The sequence below is a fragment of the Actinacidiphila sp. bgisy160 genome (genome assembly GCF_965342435.1).
Classification (GTDB): Bacteria; Actinomycetota; Actinomycetes; order Streptomycetales; family Streptomycetaceae; genus Actinacidiphila.
In genome coordinates, this window is sequence record NZ_CBDRCM010000051.1 from 1 (window position 1) to 17,522 (window position 17,522).

The 17,522-nt window shown below is 73.4% G+C and carries 12 protein-coding genes; 5 read left to right on the top strand and 7 right to left on the bottom strand.

Going from position 1 to position 17,522, the window contains the following annotated elements; translation table 11 throughout:
* Window positions 1-410: 410 nt before the first annotated feature.
* Window positions 411-4,703, bottom strand: a complete 4,293-nt coding sequence (locus ACRWNP_RS29495) for a discoidin domain-containing protein (protein WP_431966675.1) — start codon at window positions 4,701-4,703, stop codon at window positions 411-413.
* A 253-nt stretch (window positions 4,704-4,956) separates the two neighbouring features.
* A complete protein-coding gene (locus tag ACRWNP_RS29500; RefSeq protein WP_431966774.1) occupies window positions 4,957-6,015 on the bottom strand; it encodes an AI-2E family transporter in 1,059 nt (352 codons plus the stop codon).
* Between the two features lie 255 nt (window positions 6,016-6,270).
* On the opposite strand from ACRWNP_RS29500, the gene ACRWNP_RS29505 reads away from it, so the two are divergent.
* Complete coding sequence (locus ACRWNP_RS29505) at window positions 6,271-7,053, top strand: glucosamine-6-phosphate deaminase (RefSeq protein WP_431966677.1); 783 nt, start codon at window positions 6,271-6,273, stop codon at window positions 7,051-7,053.
* A 10-nt stretch (window positions 7,054-7,063) separates the two neighbouring features.
* Here the strand turns inward: ACRWNP_RS29505 and ACRWNP_RS29510 are convergent, their stop codons facing one another.
* Complete coding sequence (locus tag ACRWNP_RS29510) at window positions 7,064-8,221, bottom strand: TDT family transporter (RefSeq protein WP_431966679.1); 1,158 nt, start codon at window positions 8,219-8,221, stop codon at window positions 7,064-7,066.
* Window positions 8,222-8,291: 70 nt separating this feature from the next.
* Here ACRWNP_RS29510 and ACRWNP_RS29515 point away from each other — a divergent pair, with 70 nt between their 5' ends.
* Window positions 8,292-9,320, top strand: a complete 1,029-nt coding sequence (locus tag ACRWNP_RS29515) for a LysR family transcriptional regulator (RefSeq protein WP_431966681.1) — start codon at window positions 8,292-8,294, stop codon at window positions 9,318-9,320.
* Here the strand turns inward: ACRWNP_RS29515 and ACRWNP_RS29520 are convergent.
* A complete protein-coding gene (locus tag ACRWNP_RS29520) occupies window positions 9,202-10,266 on the bottom strand; it encodes an NAD(+)/NADH kinase (RefSeq protein ID WP_431966683.1) in 1,065 nt (354 codons plus the stop codon). The genes ACRWNP_RS29515 and ACRWNP_RS29520 overlap by 119 nt on opposite strands.
* Window positions 10,267-10,430: 164 nt before the next feature.
* Between ACRWNP_RS29520 and ACRWNP_RS29525 the strand changes: the two genes are divergently transcribed.
* Window positions 10,431-10,928 (top strand): cupin domain-containing protein, encoded by a 498-nt coding sequence (locus ACRWNP_RS29525; RefSeq protein ID WP_431966685.1) that lies wholly within the window; start codon window positions 10,431-10,433, stop codon window positions 10,926-10,928.
* 273 nt (window positions 10,929-11,201) lie between these two features.
* Here the strand turns inward: ACRWNP_RS29525 and ACRWNP_RS29530 are convergent, their stop codons facing one another.
* Window positions 11,202-13,640 (bottom strand): SpoIIE family protein phosphatase, encoded by a 2,439-nt coding sequence (locus ACRWNP_RS29530; RefSeq protein WP_431966687.1) that lies wholly within the window; start codon window positions 13,638-13,640, stop codon window positions 11,202-11,204.
* A 274-nt stretch (window positions 13,641-13,914) separates the two neighbouring features.
* Between ACRWNP_RS29530 and ACRWNP_RS29535 the strand changes: the two genes are divergently transcribed.
* The gene (locus tag ACRWNP_RS29535; protein ID WP_431966689.1) at window positions 13,915-15,285 is read left to right on the top strand and encodes a hypothetical protein; all 1,371 of its coding nucleotides are present in this window, start codon (window positions 13,915-13,917) and stop codon (window positions 15,283-15,285) included.
* A 196-nt stretch (window positions 15,286-15,481) separates the two neighbouring features.
* Here ACRWNP_RS29535 and ACRWNP_RS29540 read toward each other — a convergent pair whose 3' ends face one another.
* Window positions 15,482-15,763: a helix-turn-helix domain-containing protein gene (locus ACRWNP_RS29540; RefSeq protein WP_431966691.1), complete on the bottom strand. Its 282-nt coding sequence runs from the start codon at window positions 15,761-15,763 to the stop codon at window positions 15,482-15,484.
* 66 nt (window positions 15,764-15,829) lie between these two features.
* On the opposite strand from ACRWNP_RS29540, the gene map reads away from it, so the two are divergent.
* Window positions 15,830-16,597, top strand: coding sequence for a type I methionyl aminopeptidase (gene map / locus ACRWNP_RS29545; RefSeq protein ID WP_431966693.1), 768 nt, complete (start codon window positions 15,830-15,832; stop codon window positions 16,595-16,597).
* Here map and ACRWNP_RS29550 read toward each other — a convergent pair.
* Window positions 16,584-17,498 (bottom strand): MerR family transcriptional regulator, encoded by a 915-nt coding sequence (locus tag ACRWNP_RS29550; protein ID WP_431966695.1) that lies wholly within the window; start codon window positions 17,496-17,498, stop codon window positions 16,584-16,586. The genes map and ACRWNP_RS29550 overlap by 14 nt on opposite strands.
* Window positions 17,499-17,522 lie beyond the last annotated feature (24 nt).

Genomic DNA, 17,522 nt, shown 5'->3' on the forward strand with positions numbered 1-17,522 from the left:
CCGTGCTGCGCGAGGATGGCGGCATGGACCGCGGACCGGACGCATGGGTGACCCTCTTCGGCTACGAGAACCTGCCGGGCTGCCCCCGGCCCACCGACCTGACGGCGCGTTGACTGCGGGACCGGGGGATCGACTGGTGGCCGTTCGCCGGCCACGAGCTGCTGGTCGACCTCGCCTGCGGGATCGGGGAGGACGGGCACTGGCACGGCATCTACGGCGTACGAGTCGACGCGGGCGCCCTGCGCCGGCTCGGACTCCACCCGGACCAGCCGACGTCCGCCCCCGCTGATCCGCCGATCCCGGCGTGGTGGGGTCCGTGGGCGTACGGCCACGGGCGGCGGGGGTGACGGAGCGCCGTGGTCGCGGCCGGAGAACCGGCCGGGACCACGGCGCTCGCGTGTCCCTCCCCGCTACGGGTTGGTGTTGATGGTGAAGGTGGACGTGGTGTTCTTGATGTTCTGGTAGTTGTCGCTCATCGTGAGGTTGTTGAAGGTGACGGAGCCGACCGCCGGGCCCTGTCCCGCCTCCGGCATCTCGTTGGCCCACAGGCCGAATCCCGACTTGGCGTCGTAGGCGTCACCGCTGCGGTGGGCGCCGGTGATGGACACATCGGTGAAGACCGTGTCCTTGATCGGATTCTGCGGCTGACCGCCCACGTAGTTCGTCTGGAACATGATCCCGCTGTAGGTCGGGTCCACGATGTCCACGTCGCTGACGCGGATGCCCTGGAAGACCTTCGAGGCGGAGAAGAGCCAGATGCCCGGGAAGGTCTGGCTGCCCCAGAAGTGGCCGCCGCAGCGGACGACGGAGATGTTCTGGATGTTGGTCGGGTCGGTCCCGAAGCCGTTCATCGGGTAGCCGAAGTCCAGGGAACTGATCGTGACGCCCGAGTAGACCAGCGTGTCCGCGACGAGGATGTTGCGGAAGGTGTTGGCGTAGCCGCCATAGACGGCGATACCCGCGGCGCGCCAGGTCAGCAGGGACGTCAGGTTCTCGTAGACGTTGTTCTTCTCGTCCGCCCCGCCGGCGTCGATGGCCGAGAAGAGGGCGAAGCTGTCGTCACCCGTGGCACGGGCCTCGATGTTGTCGAGGTGGTTGTCCGTGCTGCCGTTGGTCATGTTGACGCCGTCGGCGAAGGTGTCGCGGATCCGGGAGTTCGTGATGGTGACGTTGTCGGTGTTGGCGCCCCAGTAGAGGCAGACCGTGTGCTCGTTCCAGACGTTGTCGATGGTCATGTCGGCGACGTTCGCGAAGTCGAAGACCTTGCCGGGACCGTCTATGCGGGAGGTGTAGTTGCCGAAGAAGGAGAAGCCCGAGAAGACCGAGCCGTTGGCGGTGGAGTCGGCGCGGAAGCCCGCGTCGGTGTTGGACTGGCCGGCCGGCGTGTGGAAGCGGGTGTACCAGGGGCCCGCGCCGATGATCTTGACGGCCTTGCCGTAGACCTGGAACTTGCTGCCCGTCTCGTAGTCGCCCGGCGGCAGGTAGACGCCCTTCAGCGTGCCCGTGGTGTCCATCCGCGCCTTGTCCAGGGCGTTCTGCACGTCCTGGTGGGTGAACCCGGTCGGCGCGGTGTAGGCGGCGGGGTCGGGGTTGGCGATCGGCGAGACCTGCTCGGTGTTGACGAAGTCGATCGCGTACTGGCTGCCGTTGGCCGCGTCCTTCTGCAGCTTGATCTTCGATCCGGCCGGCACGGTCGTGCCGAGCATCATGTTGGCCTCGTCGTAGATGTGGCGGGGGCTGCCCTCGCCCGGGTTGTTGCCGGGGGCGGTCTCGCTGCCGTACAGCCACGCGTACCTGGAGGTGAGGTGGATGGCCTTGAGGAAGCCGCCGTTGACGTAGACGTTCAGGGTGGAGTCGATCCCGCCACCGCCCGCGGCGTCGGGTATGGAGTAGCGCACGACCAGGGTGTTGGTGCTCGCCCTGGTGGTGAACTCCACGGAGCTGCCCGTGCTGTTCAGCGTGACGGCCTTGCGTCCGGACGCCTCGCCCGCGTGGTCGCCTACGGTGCGATTGGGGCCGACCACGGTGGCGCTCCCGCCGAGGACCCCGTCCTCGGCCTCGTACATGTCGTACGGCATGTTGGCGCCGCGACCGACGAAGAGCGACTGGGTGCCGGTGTTGTTCTGCTGTTTGACGGCCAGTTCGTTCGCGTCGGGCGCGATGACGGTCCTGACGGTGTACTTGCCGTTGGCGGCGGTCCAGGTGCCCAGCGAGACGGGGCTCGTGGTGCTGCCCGCGGCGATGGTGCCGCTGTAGGAGCCGGTCAGCGTCTTGACGACGGAGCCGGAGACGGTGTCGGTGACCGTGACGGTGATGCCGTGGGAGCCGCCCGCGGAGGCGACCGTGCCCTGGTTCTTGATCGCCACCGAGAAGGTGACGGTGTTGCCCCTGGCCGGGTTGCCGGGGGACCAGCCGGTGGGGGAGGCGATCAGATCGGAGCTGTCGACCGGCTTGACGACCAGCGGGGCCGGGCTGTCGTAGGCGTTGTTGGTATCGTTCTGCTCGATGACGTCGCCGGACTCGTCGACCTTGGCGCTCAGCGGGTAGCTGCCCGCGTCCCGTACGCCGATGTTCGCCGTCACCGTCGTGGAGGCGCCGGCTGCCAGCGCGCCGACCGCGGCGGTGCCGACCTTGGTGGTGCCCAGGTAGAAGGTGACGTTTGTGCCGCCCGAGGCCAGTTCGCCGATGTTGCGCACGGTCGCGGACAGGCTCACCGCGTCGGTCTCGACCGGTGCGCTCGGGGAGGCGGACATGCCGGTGACGGTCAGGTCCGGGTTCGGCGCCGGGGTGCCGATCACCTGGAACTCCGCCACCTGGCCCGCGCCCGAGCCGCTGTTGGCGGTGAACTGCAGCCGTACGTCGGCGACCCGGGCGCTGACCGGGATGGTCACCGTGTTCCCGGAGGACGGGTTGAAGGTGTAGTCCGCCGCCGCCTTGAGGCTGGTGAAGCCGCTCGCGCCCTGCTCCCGGCCGAGCACCTGGACGGTCTGGGTGCGGGTGCCCCAGGCGCTGTCGGGGTTGAGCTCGAGGACCAGCGAGGTGACGTCGGCGTTCGCCCCGAGGGAGACGGTCAGCGTGTTCGGGTAGCTGCCGCCGGCGCCCTCCCAGTAGGTGGTGACGCTGTTGTCGTTGGCGTTGGCCGCGACGAAGTCCTGGGTGATGGACGAGGCGGTTATCGGTTTGCCGACGGCCATGTTGGAACCGGTGCCGCCCGAGCCGTTGCGGGTGACCGTGGCGCTGGCGACGCTGCGGTTGCCCGCCGCGTCCTTGGCCCTCACGTAGTACGAGACGGTCGCGGTGTCGGGCTGGCTGTCGGTGTACGTGAGCGTGCTGCCCGACACCGTGGTGCGCAGCACCTCGTTGGCGTACACCTCGTAGCCGGTGACGCCGACGTTGTCGACGGCGGCGGTCCAGGTCAGCTTGACCTGCCCGGAGCCGGGCTGGGTGAGGGTGAGGTTGCCGGGCTGGCTGGGCGCCTGCGTGTCGCCGCCGGAGCCCGTCCGGGTGACGGTGTTGCTGTTGCCGGAGACGTTGCCGGCCGCGTCCTTGGCCCGCACGAAGTAGCTGACGGTGGTGCTGTCGGGCTGGTCGTCGGTGAAGGTGAGCGTGCCGCCGGAGACGCTGGTACGCAGCTCGCCGTTGGCGTACACGTCGTAGCCGGTGACGCCGACGTTGTCGGTGGCGGCGTCCCAGGTCAGCCGGATCTGGCCGGAGCCGGGCTCGGTGTAGGCCAGGCCGGTGGGCGCGTTCGGCGCGGTGGTGTCACCGGAGGCCGGGCCGTAGACCTCCAGCTCCGACAACTGCGCGGCCGCCCAGCCGGTGTTGCCGGTGACGTCGACGCGCAGGTAGCGGGTGGTCGTGCTGCTCAGGCTGATCGTGACGGTGTTGTTGTCGGCCGGCTTGAAGGCGTAGTCGCGGGACGCCACCAGGTCGCTGAAGGACGAGCCGTTGGTGCTGCCGCGCAGGGACAGCGTCTGCGTCCGGGCCTCCCAGGTGGGCGGCAGCTTCAGCACCACCTTGGTGACCGCGACGGAGGACCCGAGGTCGACCTGGATCCACTGCGGGAAGGTGTTGCTCGCGCTCTCCCAGTAGGTGGTCTGGTTGCCGTCGCCCGCGTTGGCGGCGACATAGGGCGCGTTGCCGCTGCTCGCGGTGAGGGTGCGGCCCTGGGCGAGGTTGTCGGTGGAGGTGGCGGAGCCGTGCACCTCGAGCTCGGAGACCTGGGCGGCGGGCCAGCCGGTGTTGGCGGTGATGTCCAGCCGTACGAACCGGGTGGGGGTGGCCGCGAAGTCGATGGTCACCGTGTTGCCCGAGCCGGGATCGAAGCTCCGCCCGGCCGATCCGGACAGCGTGGAGAAGGTGGTGCCGTCGGGGCTGCCCTGGACCGCGAAGGTCTCGGTCCTGGCCTCCCACGCGGCGGGGAGTTTGACGACGACCTGGTCGATGCCGGCGCTGCTGCCCAGGTCGACCTGGACCCACTGGGGGAAGGAGCTGCCCGCGCTCTGCCAGTAGGTGTTCTGGTTGCCGTCGGCGATGTTGGCGACCCCGTACTCGGCGTGGGAACTGCTCGCGGTGGCCGGCGCCCCCGCGGCGAGGTTGGGGCCGCCGGCGGCCGTGGCGGGCAGGGCCGACTGGCCGAGCAGCACCAGGCCCGCCGCGATCACCCCCGCCAGCAGCCGTCGGATGAACCGTTTCCTTGGCATGTCGTCCCTGTGCCTCTCGTCAGAGTTGTTGGTGCCATGACATTTCGCGCGTGGTGCGGCCGCCACGCAGAGGAAATTGCATTGGTTGTGTTAGTAATTGCGCAGCCCGAGCCGATAGTTGCAGAGGTGTTTCCAGGCGTCTATGCCCTTGACCAGGCTTTCACCGCACCTGGCACTCACCTGGCACGGGTTTGCGCTGGAGTGTCGTCCAGCCGACAGGGTGTTGCGGAAGCCCCGCAAAAACTTGCGCGTGCTACTCCGTGCTGCGCACCGCCTGGTACACCGACCACAGGACGGAGACGAGCGGGACCGCCACCACCGCGCCGAGCACCCCGGCGGCGATGGCGCCGCCGATCACGGTGAGCGCGACGACCACCGGATGCAGGCGCACGGCCCAGCTCATCACGAGCGGATGCAGTACATGGCCCTCGATCTGGCCGATGACGACGATCAGGCAGACGACGACCGCTGCCACCAGGGGACCCTTCGCGGCCAGAGCCACCACGGTGGCGACCGCCAGGGCGATGGGCGAGCCGATCAGGGGCACGAAGGCGGCGAAGAACTCCAGCAGTGCCAGCGGGAGCGCGAGCGGCACCCGTAGCAGGTACAGGGCCACCCCCACCAGGACCGCGTTGGTCGCCGCCACCAGCACGATTCCGCGCGTGTAGCCGGTGAACGTGCGCCATGCCGCGCGGCCCGCCACCGACACCCGGCCGCGGACCGTCCTCGGCAGCTGCCCGCAGAACCAGGACCACTGCCGGTCGCCCGAGTGCAGGAAGAACACCGAGCAGAACAGCGCCAGCGCGAAGACCGTCAGCACCTCGACCAGGCGTCCGGCCCCGCTCAGCGCGGTGCTGATCAGGGCTGACCGGTGGGTGGACAGCCACTGCCCGATCTTCGACTGGAGGTCGCTGAGCGCCTCGGGGTCGAGCCGGAAGGGCGGGGCCTCCAACCAGCGCTCGATCCGTGTCAGCCCCGCGCTGAACTCGCGTTCCAGCCCGCCGGTCTCGCCGGCGACCACCTCGCCGACCAGCGCCAGGATGCCGAACACGACCAGGATGCTGCCGATCAGCGACACGGCCACGGCCAGCGAGCGCGGAATCGCCCGGGCGAGCAGATCGGTCACCGGCCGGAGCATGGCGGTGACGACCAGTCCGAGGAAGACCGCCACCGCGATCTCGTGGAACCGTCCCAGGGCGGCGAACGCGGCGTAGACGACGGCCCCCACGACGAGCAGCCGCCAGGAGTAGGCGGCTGCCGCGTTCAGGGCGGGGAGCACCCGTACACCGGGCCGCCCGGCGGGCCCGCGCACCTCCCGGCGCCCCGCGCGGATCCGGATCCGCCGTCCTTGGGACACCGTCCGCACCTCCCCGTCGTGCCCGGCCGCATGCCCGCGTCCTGCGCGCCTGTCCCTGCTTGCTACCACTGGCGGTGTGCCGTCCAACGCGGCGCGCGCCGCATTCGCCCGAAGGCACCCCCGGGCCGGCGGTGGCTCTCCGGGGGGGCCCGGCTGCTAAATTGGTCTAAACCAGTAAGCGGTCTCTCTCACCAGATCGGCGGTCCCGAAGTGGAAGTCGTCATCGTTCCGGACGCCACCGCGGGCGGCGAACTCATCGCGGGTGCCATCGCGGACCTGCTGCGCCGCAAGCCCGACGCGCTGCTCGGTGTCGCCACCGGATCGTCCCCGCTCCCGGTCTACCGGGCGCTCGCCGGCCTGGTCGGGGAGGGCGGCGCCGACGTCTCGCGCGCCCGGATCTGCCAGCTGGACGAGTACGTCGGCCTGCCCGCCGGGCACCCGGAGTCCTACCGCTCCGTGGTGCTGCGCGAGGTCGTCGAGCCCCTCGGCCTCGCCGAGCGGTCGTTCATGGGACCCGACGGCACCGCCGAGGACATCGTCGAGGCGTGCGCGGCGTACGAGCGCACGCTCGCGGAGGCGGGCGGGGTCGACCTCCAGTTGCTCGGCATCGGCACCGACGGCCACATCGGCTTCAACGAGCCGTGCTCGTCGCTGGCCTCGCGCACCCGCATCAAGACGCTGACCGAGCAGACCCGCAAGGACAACGCCCGGTTCTTCGACCGCCCCGAGGATGTGCCGCACCACGTCATCACCCAGGGCATCGGCACCATCCTGGAGGCCCGGCACCTCGTGCTGCTCGCCACGGGCGAGGCGAAGGCGGAGGCGGTCGCCCTCGCCGTCGAGGGCCCGCTGGCGGCGGTCGTCCCGGCCTCCGCGCTCCAGGTGCACCCGCACGCCACCGTCGTCGTCGACGAGGCGGCCGCCTCCAAGCTGAAGCTGGCCGACTACTTCCGGGCCACCTACGCGGCCAAGCCGGCCTGGCAGGGACTGTGACCCCCCGCGTTCACGCATGGGACACCGGGGCGGGCGGCAGGAACAGCGTGCCGCCCGCCCCGGCGCGGACGGTCCGCACCGCGACGAGCGCCCACGCCGCCACCAGACCCGCGTAGAGGACCAGCGCCGCCCCCTGGAAGGCCGTCGAGTGCAGCCGCAGGGCGAGCGCGCTGGTGCCGGTCACGCAGGTGCCCAGCGGGAAGGTGAAGCTCCACCAGGTCAGGCCGAACGGCAGGCCGCGCCGGGCGGTGCGCAGGGTGAGCGCCGCGGCCAGGGCCAGCCACATCATGGCGAAACCCCAGGTGGGCACGCCGTAGAGGTAGCCGAAGACCTCGGCCCCGGTGGCGTAGGGACGGGGCAGGGCGGCGGGCGCCGCGTGCCCGAGGAGGTTGGCCGCCGTGACGGACTGCCCCAGCGGGCCGAGCACGATCCACAGGGTCGGCACCATGGCCGCCGGGCCGGTCTTGTGGCGCACCAGCCTGCCCCAGATCTGCGGGATGATCACCAGACTCGCGAGCAGGCTCATCCCGAACATCGCGTAGCACGCCAGCAGAAGCGTCAGCCGCGCCTGCCCTGCGGGGAGATGCGGGACCAGGGCGGCCCCGGTGGCGGCGGACACCATGGGCGGGACGACGGGCATCAGCCAGCCGCCGAACGCCGAGTCGTCGGCGACGCGGTGGTCGGTCATCGCCCGGTACGGGATCCACACCCAGGTCACCAGGCCCAGCAGGGTGCCCGCCGACCAGAGCACCGCGGCCACGGCCAGGGCCGCGTGCGGCCCGATCCAGTCCGAGCCCAGCGCCAGGGTGCCCGCGCCGACGGTCAGCAGAGCCATCGCCGGGGCGCCCCAGAAGTGCGCCATCACCGGATGTCCGGCGTGGGCCCGCGCGCGGTCGCGGTACCGGGTCCAGTGCACCGCCCAGGCCGCGGAGAGCACCACCAGCCAGGCCGCCGCCAGCGCCCACACGACCGTGCCGGCCGTCCGCAGCCCCGGTATGTGCGCGGGGAGCCCGGCCGCCGCCGTGGCGACGATGCCGGTGCCCATCACGGAGGCGAACCAGTTGGGGCCGAGGTCGCGGAAGAGCCGGGAGGGGAGGGCCGGCTCCCGCGGCGGCCCGGTGCGCGGGTGGGCACCGGGCCGGGAGGGAACAGCGAACGTCGAAGGCATGTCCGTAGCGTCGCCCCGGCCGGGCGCGACCGGTAGGGACCACTTCCGGATGGACTCATAGACTGGGCTTATGCCCCTGCCCGAGCGCGTGAGCGACCTGGCGGCGTTCGACCTGCTGCTGTCGGTCGCGAGCCTCGGCAGCGTCGGCGCCGCCGCGCGTGCCCACGGCGTCAGCCAGCCCGCCGCGAGCTCCCGTCTCCGGCACCTCGAACGCAGGCTCGGCCTGCAACTGCTGGAACGGTCACCGCGCGGCTCCCGGCTCACCGAGCACGGCGCGCTCGTCGCGGACTGGGCACGCACCGCCGTCGACGCGGCCGCCTCACTGGACGCCGGGCTCACCTCGCTGCGCGGCACCGCGGAGAGCCGGCTGCGGGTGGCGGCCAGCATGACCGTGGCCGAGTACCTCCTGCCGCAGTGGCTGCTGACCCTGCGGGCCGGCGCCCCGCGCACCACGGTCGCGCTCACCGCGGGCAACTCCGAGGACGTCGCCGCGGCCGTCCTGGCCGGCGAGGCCCACCTCGGCTTCGTCGAGGGCCCGGACGTGCCCCGAGGGCTGTTCGCCCAGCCGGTCGCGCATGACGAGCTGACGGTCGTGGTCGCCCCCTCCCACCCCTGGGCGCGCCGCCGGTCGGGCATCGGCGCCGCCGAACTCGCCGCCACACCACTGGTCAGCCGCGAGCGCGGCTCCGGCACGCGCCGCCACCTCGAGCGGGCCCTCGCCGAGGGGACGGGGCTCGCCCTCGCCGATCCGCTCCTCGAGCTCCCCTCCACCACCGCCATCAAGACCGCGGTGGCCGACGGCATCGCCCCGGCCGTCCTCAGCTCGCTCGCGCTCAGCGCGGAACTCGCGAGCGGCGGCGTCGTGGCCGTCCCCGTGAGCGGGCTCGAACTCAGGCGGACGTTGCGCGTGGTGCGCGCCCGCGGGCGCGACCTGACCGGGCCGGCGCGGGAGCTGGCCGGGATCGCGCGGCAGGGCCGGGTCAGCGGCGTCCGTCGGGCGGCGGGAAGCGTAGATTCAGCAGGTCAGGCGGGACGGGGCCGCTCGGCCGGTACAGCGGGGGAACCTCACCGTCGGCGGCCGCGGCCGGCGCGTCGCTGAGCCGGAAGCGGTCGCGCACCCGCCCGTAGAAGTCGGTCGGGCCCAGCCGGATCAGCCGCAGCCGGTGCCGGGCCTTGTACACCCCGACCCAGTCGCCCGGATCGAGGACGCCCCTCAACTGGCCGTCGATGCTGACCGCGACCCGGCCCGAGCGGGTCAGCACGCGAACCCCCACGGCCTCGTCCGGGGCCGCCACCAGGGTGCGGTCGAAGGCCATGTGGGGCGCGACCGGGGTGAACACGATCGCGTCCATGTGCGGGGAGACCACCGGGCCCCCGGCGGCGAAGCTGTACGCGGTGGAACCCGTCGGGGTGGCGACGACGACCGCGTCCGCGGAGTAGGAGGCGAACAGACGGCCCGCCAGGTACACCGCGAGACTGGCCTGCCGGTCCCGGGCGAGCTTCTCGAAGACCACGTCGTTGACGGCGTTGACGGCCATCGGCACGCCCCAGCCCACGTCCTCGGGGTCGCCGGGCCGCACCCGCGGCGGCGGCAGCGCGGGCCCGCGGCCGTACCGCAGCAGGGACTCGATGCCCTCGGGGATCTCCAGCGGCCGGGACGCCCGCAACGTGAGCGTCATACGGTCCTCGACGTTGGCCCGGCCCTCGTGCACGCAGTCCAGCGCCCGCTCCACGTCCTCGGTGCACACCTCGGTGAGGAAGCCGACGCGCCCCAGGTCCACGCCCAGCACGGCCGCCCCGCACGAGGCGGCCACCCGTGCGCCGCGCAGGAAGGTGCCGTCGCCGCCGAGGGTCACGATCAGGTCCGGGTAGCCCGCCGCGGCCGCCTCCTCCTGACCGCTGTGCCGGGGCTGGTTCTTGCGCCACACGTCGATCTCCACCATGGGGACACCGTGGTGCGCGCACCAGCGCTCGACCGCCGTCGCGGCCTCGCTCGCGTCCGCGCGCGCCCCGTGCACGACGATCCCGACCCGGCCCACTGGCATCACGGCCTCCCCGGCACCGTCCGCTGCGGCGTCATGCCCCCATGGTCCGCCTCCCCGGTGCGCGCGTCGCGTCGGCGCGTGGCCTGCGCCGTCCCTCGCCGCCGTGCGGCGGCGCGCGCGGCGGAGTACCGTTCCGCTGTTCCACAGGTGCAGGGAGGACGAACGTGGAAACCAAGCCCGCGCCGGGTGTCCTCGCCCAAGTGGCGGACCTGATCGGCCGTACGCCCGTCGGACAGCGCGGAGCGCTGTGGCGGCTCGGCGCCGACCGCCGCCAGCTCGACGCCAACGTCATCCGGCTTCCGGCGGGCACCGAGGTCCGGCCGCACGTCGAGGCCGCCCTGGACGTCCTGCTGTACGTCGTCGACGGCGGCGGATATCTCTCGGGCGACGACGGCGGCCGCCAGACGACCCTGGCACCCGGCGCCCTCGTATGGCTGCCCCGCGGCACCTGCCGCTCGCTGTCCGCAGGAGCCTCAGGACTGACCTACCTCACCGTGCACGCCCGCCGCCCCGGCCTCAGCATCGCCGGGCCGGCCCCCGCGCCGGAAGCGGGCGACGCGGCCTGCCTCCTGCACCGCGTCTGCGTGGAGTGCGGCCGCCTGTCCGGCGAGAGCGACGCCCTGTACTGCTCCCGCTGCGGCACCGAACTGCCGCCCCGCTGATCGGTCCGTCGTGCGGGCGGCGTTCGGCTTGGTCCGCCGCGTTGTCGTACGGGCGGAGGCCGACTGAGGCGGCCGCATCGTCTGGCCCGGACTGCCCTCGGGGCGTTTGTCGGACGGGCGGCCTGTTTCCGGCGCGGCCGTCGGCCGTATGACGATCGCGCCGCAGTCGTACGTACGCGGCACGGCACCGGGCGCCCGCCGGGCACGCGGGCCGGGGACCGGAGGCCGCCGGGGACCCCCCGGGGTGCTGCGGTGCGCACGTGGCGTGGCCGCTCAGAACGAGGACTGCAGGGGCTGTTCGGTCCAGATCGTCTTGCCCTCACGGGTGTAGCGGGTGCCCCAGCGTTCGCTGAGCTGCGCCACCAGGAACAGCCCGCGCCCGCCCTCGTCCGTCGTGCGCGCCCGGCGCAGGTGCGGGGAGGTGCTGCTGGTGTCGGAGACCTCGCAGATGAGGTGGCTGTCGCGGATCAGCCGCAGCGTGATGGGACCACCCGCGTAGCGGTACGCGTTGGTGACCAGCTCGCTGACGATCAGTTCGGTCACGACGGCGGACTCCTCCAGCCCCCACTCCGCGAGCCGGGACTCCACGAGCATGCGCGCCTGCCCGGCGGCGGTGGCGTCCGGCGGGAGGCCCCACGTGGCGACCTGTCCCGGCGCGAGGACGCGGGTCCGGGCGACGAGGAGGGCCACGTCGTCGGCGGCTTCGGTGGAACTGCGGCCCTTGATGAGGGCGTCCTCGACGGCGTCACAGGTCTCCTCCAGGGAGCCGGACGGCTCGGTGAGCGCTCCGCACAGCATCGCGAGGCTGTCGTCGAGATCGCGGCAGCGGGTGCAGAGCAGGCCGTCCGTGTACAGCGCGAGGGTGCTGTCCTCGGCCAGTTCGATCTCGGCGGTCTCGAAGGGCAGGCCGCCCAGGCCCAGTGGGGGACCCGGCGGGATGCCGACCAGGCTCGCCCGCCCGTCCGGGGTGACCACCACAGGGGGCGGATGGCCGGCCCGGGCGAGCGAGCAGCGCCGGGAGACCGGGTCGTAGACGGCGTAGAGGCAGGTCGCGCCGACGATCGGCGGGGCGTCCTCTTCGGTCGCGCCTTGTTCGGAGGCCAGCCGGTCCACGAGGTCGTCGAGGTGCGAGAGCACCTCGTCCGGGGTGGGGTCCAGATGGGCCAGGGTGTGCACGGCGGTGCGCAGCCGGCCCATGGTGGCCGCCGCGTGCAGACCGCGGCCGACGACGTCGCCGACCACCAGGGCGATGCGCAGCCCCGAGAGCGGGATGACGTCGAACCAGTCGCCGCCGACCCCGGTGGCGGTGTTGGCGGGCAGGTAGCGGTGGGCCACCTCGGCGGCGGGGTGCCGGGGCACGCTCCCGGGGAGCAGGCTGTGCTGCAAGGTGAGCGCCGCCTGGTGCTGCTGCGTGTAGCGGCGGGCGTTGTCGATGCTCAGGGCGGCGCGGGCGGCGAACTCCTCGGCGAGGGTGAGGTCGTCGGCCTCGAAGGGCTCCCGGTGGCGCGTCCGCCAGAGGCTGATCAGCCCGAGCACGAGCCCGCGCGCGAGCAGCGGCACCACCATCAGGGAGTGCGCGCCGGCCTCGCGGGCCGCCCTGGCCCGCCCGGGGTCCTCGTCGAGCCAGGCCAGGGCCTGGTCCATGTCCGACTCGAAGACCGGACGACCTTCGGCCAGGGAGCGCGCCTGCGTCGAACCCGGGGGGATGCCGATGGTGCGGCCCACCGGGTACGTGATCATCTCGGTGTCCGGGAAGACCGACCGGACCGCCGCGCGGCAGACCGTCCCGAAGGAGTCCTGGGCGGGATCCTCGCCCTGGGGCACGGCCTCCAGCAGGTCGACGGACGCGCTGTCGGCCAGTCCCGGCACGGCCACCTCGGCCAGTTCGCGGGCGGTGCGGCCGACGTCCAGCGTGGTGCCGATACGGGCCCCGGCCTCGCTGAGCAGGGCCAGCCTGCGGCGGGCCCGGTAGCTTTCGGTGACGTCCTCGACGGTCTGGGTCACGCCGAGAACATGCCCGTTGGCGTCCTGCATCCGGAACGCCGAGACGGACACGTACAGTTCGCGCTGCGGGTCGCGACGCAGCCGGCAGGGCAGCTCGGAGAAGATCGAGGACCGGCCCGTCTCGAGCACCCGCCGCAGCTGGTGGTCCACGGCGTCGGCGTCCGGCCCGAAGAGGAAGTCCCCCGTGCGCAGGCCCTGGTGCTTCTCCGCGGGGGCACCGCTGAACTTGGTGATCGCCCGGTTCACCCGCAGGAAGGTCAGGTCGGGTGTGTAGACCGCCAGGCCGATGGGGGAACGGCGGAACAGCCCGTCCAGCACCCACCGGTCCGTCTCCCACTGGACGACCTCCGCGGCCGGCGCCGCGACGATGTACCACTCGCGGCGTTCGTCCCGCGCGATGGCGCGAACCCGGCAACCGACCTCCATCCGGCGTCCGTCACGGTGCAGGACGGGCACGACCCCGAACCAGCCGGAGTCACGGACACAGGCCGCGGTGGCGGCGAGGACCAGTTCCAGGTCGCCCGGGTGGACCAGGAGTTCGGCGGCCGGCCGGCCCAGGATGTCCCGTGCCCGGTGGCCGAGCAGCGTCTCGGCGCGGGCGCTCCACCCTACGACGGACGCGTCGTCGTCCAGCACCGCCGAGGCCGCGCCGTGCACCGAGAACGGGTCCTCCGGCGACTCGCTGAACGTCTTGGCCGGGTTGTCCATCGCTACCACCGTCGCACGTGGGAGAGAACCGGGCGAGCTGCGTCGCCTGGGTCGGTTCCCCGCCCGGGCTCGGTAGGGGCACCCGTGGGGACGTGGTTCCAGTATCGGTCCGTGCGGCCCGTCCCGCGTGGCCCGCCGGGGGCGTTCCCGCCCCGGCCGGCCGCCGATGAAACAGCTTTTCGGGGCAGCCAGGGAGCGCCCGGGGAGGCGGTGAGCGGCTCCCGCGGGCGGTCCCCGCAGTCGCACCCACCCGATCTGGGTTAGCGTCGTATCCATGGGGACCGTCCGGCGGATCCTCCGCCTCGTGCCGGTACTCGCCGTGATCTGCGGCCTGCTCTGTCTCGTCGCCGCGACGGGTCCCGGCGCACGTGCCGCGGGCGGTCTCGACACGGCCGCGGCGGCGCTGCGCGAGGGTCCGGTGTACGTCGATCCGCGGGCACGGGACGTGCTGTCGGCGGCCGAGGCGGACGCCCTCGCCGGGCGCATCGAGAAGGCGGACCGGCCGGTCTTCGTCGCCGTCCTCCCGGACGCCCCGGAGTTCCCCGCGGCCACACTGCTCAAGGACCTGCGGACCAAGACCGGCATCACCGGGGTGTACGCCGTCGCCCTCGGCGACCGCTTCGACGCCGGCGCGGACTCCGCCGCGATGCCGCGCAACGCCGTCGAGAACCTGGCCGGCGCCGTACGGCGCTCCGACCCCGGCGACCCCGCGGCGATGGTCACCGGCTTCGTGGACCAGGCACTGCCGCAGGTGAGCGGCCACGCCCCGGCGTCCTGGGGCGACGGTTCCGTCGGCGTCGGCTCGAGCGGCGGGGCCGGACCGCTCGTCGCGCTCGGTGCCCTGGTCCTCGTCGTCGGCGGCGGGGCCGTCCTGCTGTCGCGACGCGCCAAGCGGCGCCGGGAGGAGCAGGACAGGGCACGGCTCGACGAGTTGCGCCCGGTGGTGGACGAGGACATCACCGCCTTCGGCGAGGAACTGAGCCGGATCGGCTTCGACCCGGGTGGCGCGGCGGCCGACGACACCATGCGCGAGGACTACACGCGCGCGCTGGACGCCTACGACACCGCGAAGGCCACGATGGACAGGGCGCACTCCCCCGACGACGTGCGGCAGGTCAGCCAGGCCCTGGAGGAGGGGCGCTTCGCCCTCGCCACCCTGGACGCACGCGTCGAGGGAAGGCCACTGCCCGAGCGCCGCCCGCCGTGCTTCTTCGACCCCCGGCACGGCCCCTCGGTCCAGGACGTGCCGTGGACCCCCGAGGGCGGCGGCGCCGAGCGGGCCGTGCCGGTGTGCGCGGCCGACGCCGCCCGGCTCGCGGACGGCCTCGAGCCCATGGCCCGCCAGGTCGGCACACCGCGCGGCCCCCGCCCGTACTGGGAGGCGGGCCCGGCCTACGCCCCCTGGGCCCAGGGCTACTACGGCGGCGGGATGCTGCCCGGCATCCTCGTGGGGACCCTGCTCGGCGGCCCGGGCCCGTACGCGTACGGCGACGACCACGCGGGCGGCTACGGCGGCGCCACGCCGGACCAGGGCGGCGACTACTCGGGTGCCGACTTCGACCCCGGTGACTTCGGCGGCGGCTTCAGCGGCGGGTTCGGTGACGGCGGCGGTTTTGGTGACGGCGGGGGCTTCGGGAGCGGCTGAGCGGGCGTGGGCCGCGGGCCACGGGCCGCGGCTCGCGGGGCCGCCGGGGCCTGTCCACACTGCCGCGCTCTGTCGCGTTCCGACGCGCCTCACGGAGGCGGCGCGGGCTGCCTGCCGGGCGGGCCGCCTGCCGGGCCGCGGCGCCGGTCCGCACTGATGGCCGCAGCGTTCCCCGGCGCCCGCCCCAGGTCGCGGTTCAGGCGGACAGGGCGCGATCGGCGGTCGCGTCGTCGGGCTCGGGGGCGCAGGCCGAGGCGAGCTCGTCCAAGGAGATGTCCAGTGCCGCGGCAAGGGCGGCGACGGTGAAGAAGGCGGGGGTCGGGGCACGGCCCGTCTCGATCTTGCGCAGGGTCTCGGCGGAGACGCCGGCCGCCGCGGCGACCTCGACCATGCTGCGGTCACCGCGGGCCCGGCGCAGCAGCGCACCGAAGTGCTCGCCGCGTTGCCGTTCCCAGGGGGTCAGGGGAGTTCGCACCATGCCCGTGATACTAATACCGGTATAAGAATTGGGTGCACCCAGGGAACGCCAAGAGGAGCGACGGACATGGTGGAGATCAAGACGGATGCCGCGCTGGCGGCCATGCGAGAGGCCGGCCGCGTCGTGGCCAACGCGCTCGCCGCCGCCCGTGAGGCGGCGCGCGTCGGCGTGTCGCTGCTGGAACTGGACGAGGCGGCCCGCGCCGTCCTGGACGAGGCGGGCGCGCGGTCGCCCTTCCTCGGCTACCGGCCGTCGTTCGCCCCCACCCCCTTCCCCGCGGTGATCTGCACCTCGGTCAACGACGCCCTCGTGCACGGCATCCCCACCGCCTACCGGCTGCGGGACGGCGACCTGGTGAGCGTCGACTGCGGCGCCGAGCTGGAGGGCTGGACCGGGGACGCCGCGATCAGCTTCACCGTCGGCACGCCCCGACCCGCCGACGTGCGGCTCATCGAGGCCACCCGGCAGGCCCTCGACGCCGGGATCGCCGCGGCCACCGTCGGCAACCGCGTCGGCGACATCTCGCACGCCATCGGCACTGTCGCCCGCGAGGCCCGGTGCGGCATGCCCGCGGACTTCGGCGGCCATGGCATCGGCCGCCGGATGCACGAGGACCCCCATGTGCCCAACCAGGGCCGGCCCGGTCGTGGTTACCCGCTGCGGCACGGGCTGGCCCTCGCCATCGAGCCGATGCTGATGGCCGGGGGCCGCGGCGGTTACCGCACGGCCGCCGACGGCTGGACGCTGCGCACCGAGGACGGCAGCCGCGCCGCCCATTTCGAGCACACCGTCGCCGTCACGGAGGAGGGCCCGCGCATCCTCACCGCGCCGTGACCTGGCTTTCGAGCGCGGAGCGCAGCCAGGTGTGGGCGGCCCCGGGGGTCGCCTCCGCCGGGCCCCGCACCTCCCCCACAAGCTGCCAGTAGCGGTCGATGCGGGGCTCCACGGCGAGCATGCCGCTCAGCCGACGGCGGAAGCCGGGGGTGTCGCGCGTGCGAAGCGACCGCGCGTGGGCGGTGACGAAGCAGTCCAGCGCCTCGCCCGCGCGGGGGGCGCGGCCGGCCAGGACGTCCGGCGCGGCCAGTTCATAGGCCTCGTAGAGGCCCTCGTACAGTACGGCCGGGCGCGGGCCCGCGTCGGGCCGGTGCGCCGCGAGCGCGTGCAGGGCACCGGGCGGACAGGATGCCGAGGTGAAGGCGTGCAGCCGGGCGAAGGCCAGCACCTGCGCCGGGCCCGGCTGGTCCGGCGGTTGTGGCACGGCGAGTTCGACGACCCGGGCCAGCACGGGGGCGGGCAGCCGCGCGGGCCGCAGCCAGCGGCGCCAGAAGCGGGCCATCGAGTCCGTGCTCGGCGGTACGGGGACGGCGCCGACGAGCTCCAGCCGTTCGACACGCTCCTCGGCCGTGCACTCCCGCAACAGCCGCAGGGCGGCCTCCCGCCAGCGCAGGGCGGCCAGTTGGGTGCCGAGGGCCCTCAAGTGGCCCGCTACGACGTCCTCCAGGGCGTCCTCCCGTTCCAGGACCCGCCCCACGTCCGGCACCGGCAGGTCCAGGGCGCGCAGCGAGCGGATCAGGCGCAGCCGGGCGAGCGCCTCGGGGGCGTAGCGGCGGTGGCCGCCCGCGCTGCGGGCGGACTCCGGCAGCAGCCCGCGATCCGAGTAGAAGCGGACGGTCTTGACGGAGACACCGGCCCGTTCGGCGAGCTCCCCGATGCTCAACGTGCTGTCGGCTTCCACCGCTTGAACCTCCCTCAGGGGGAG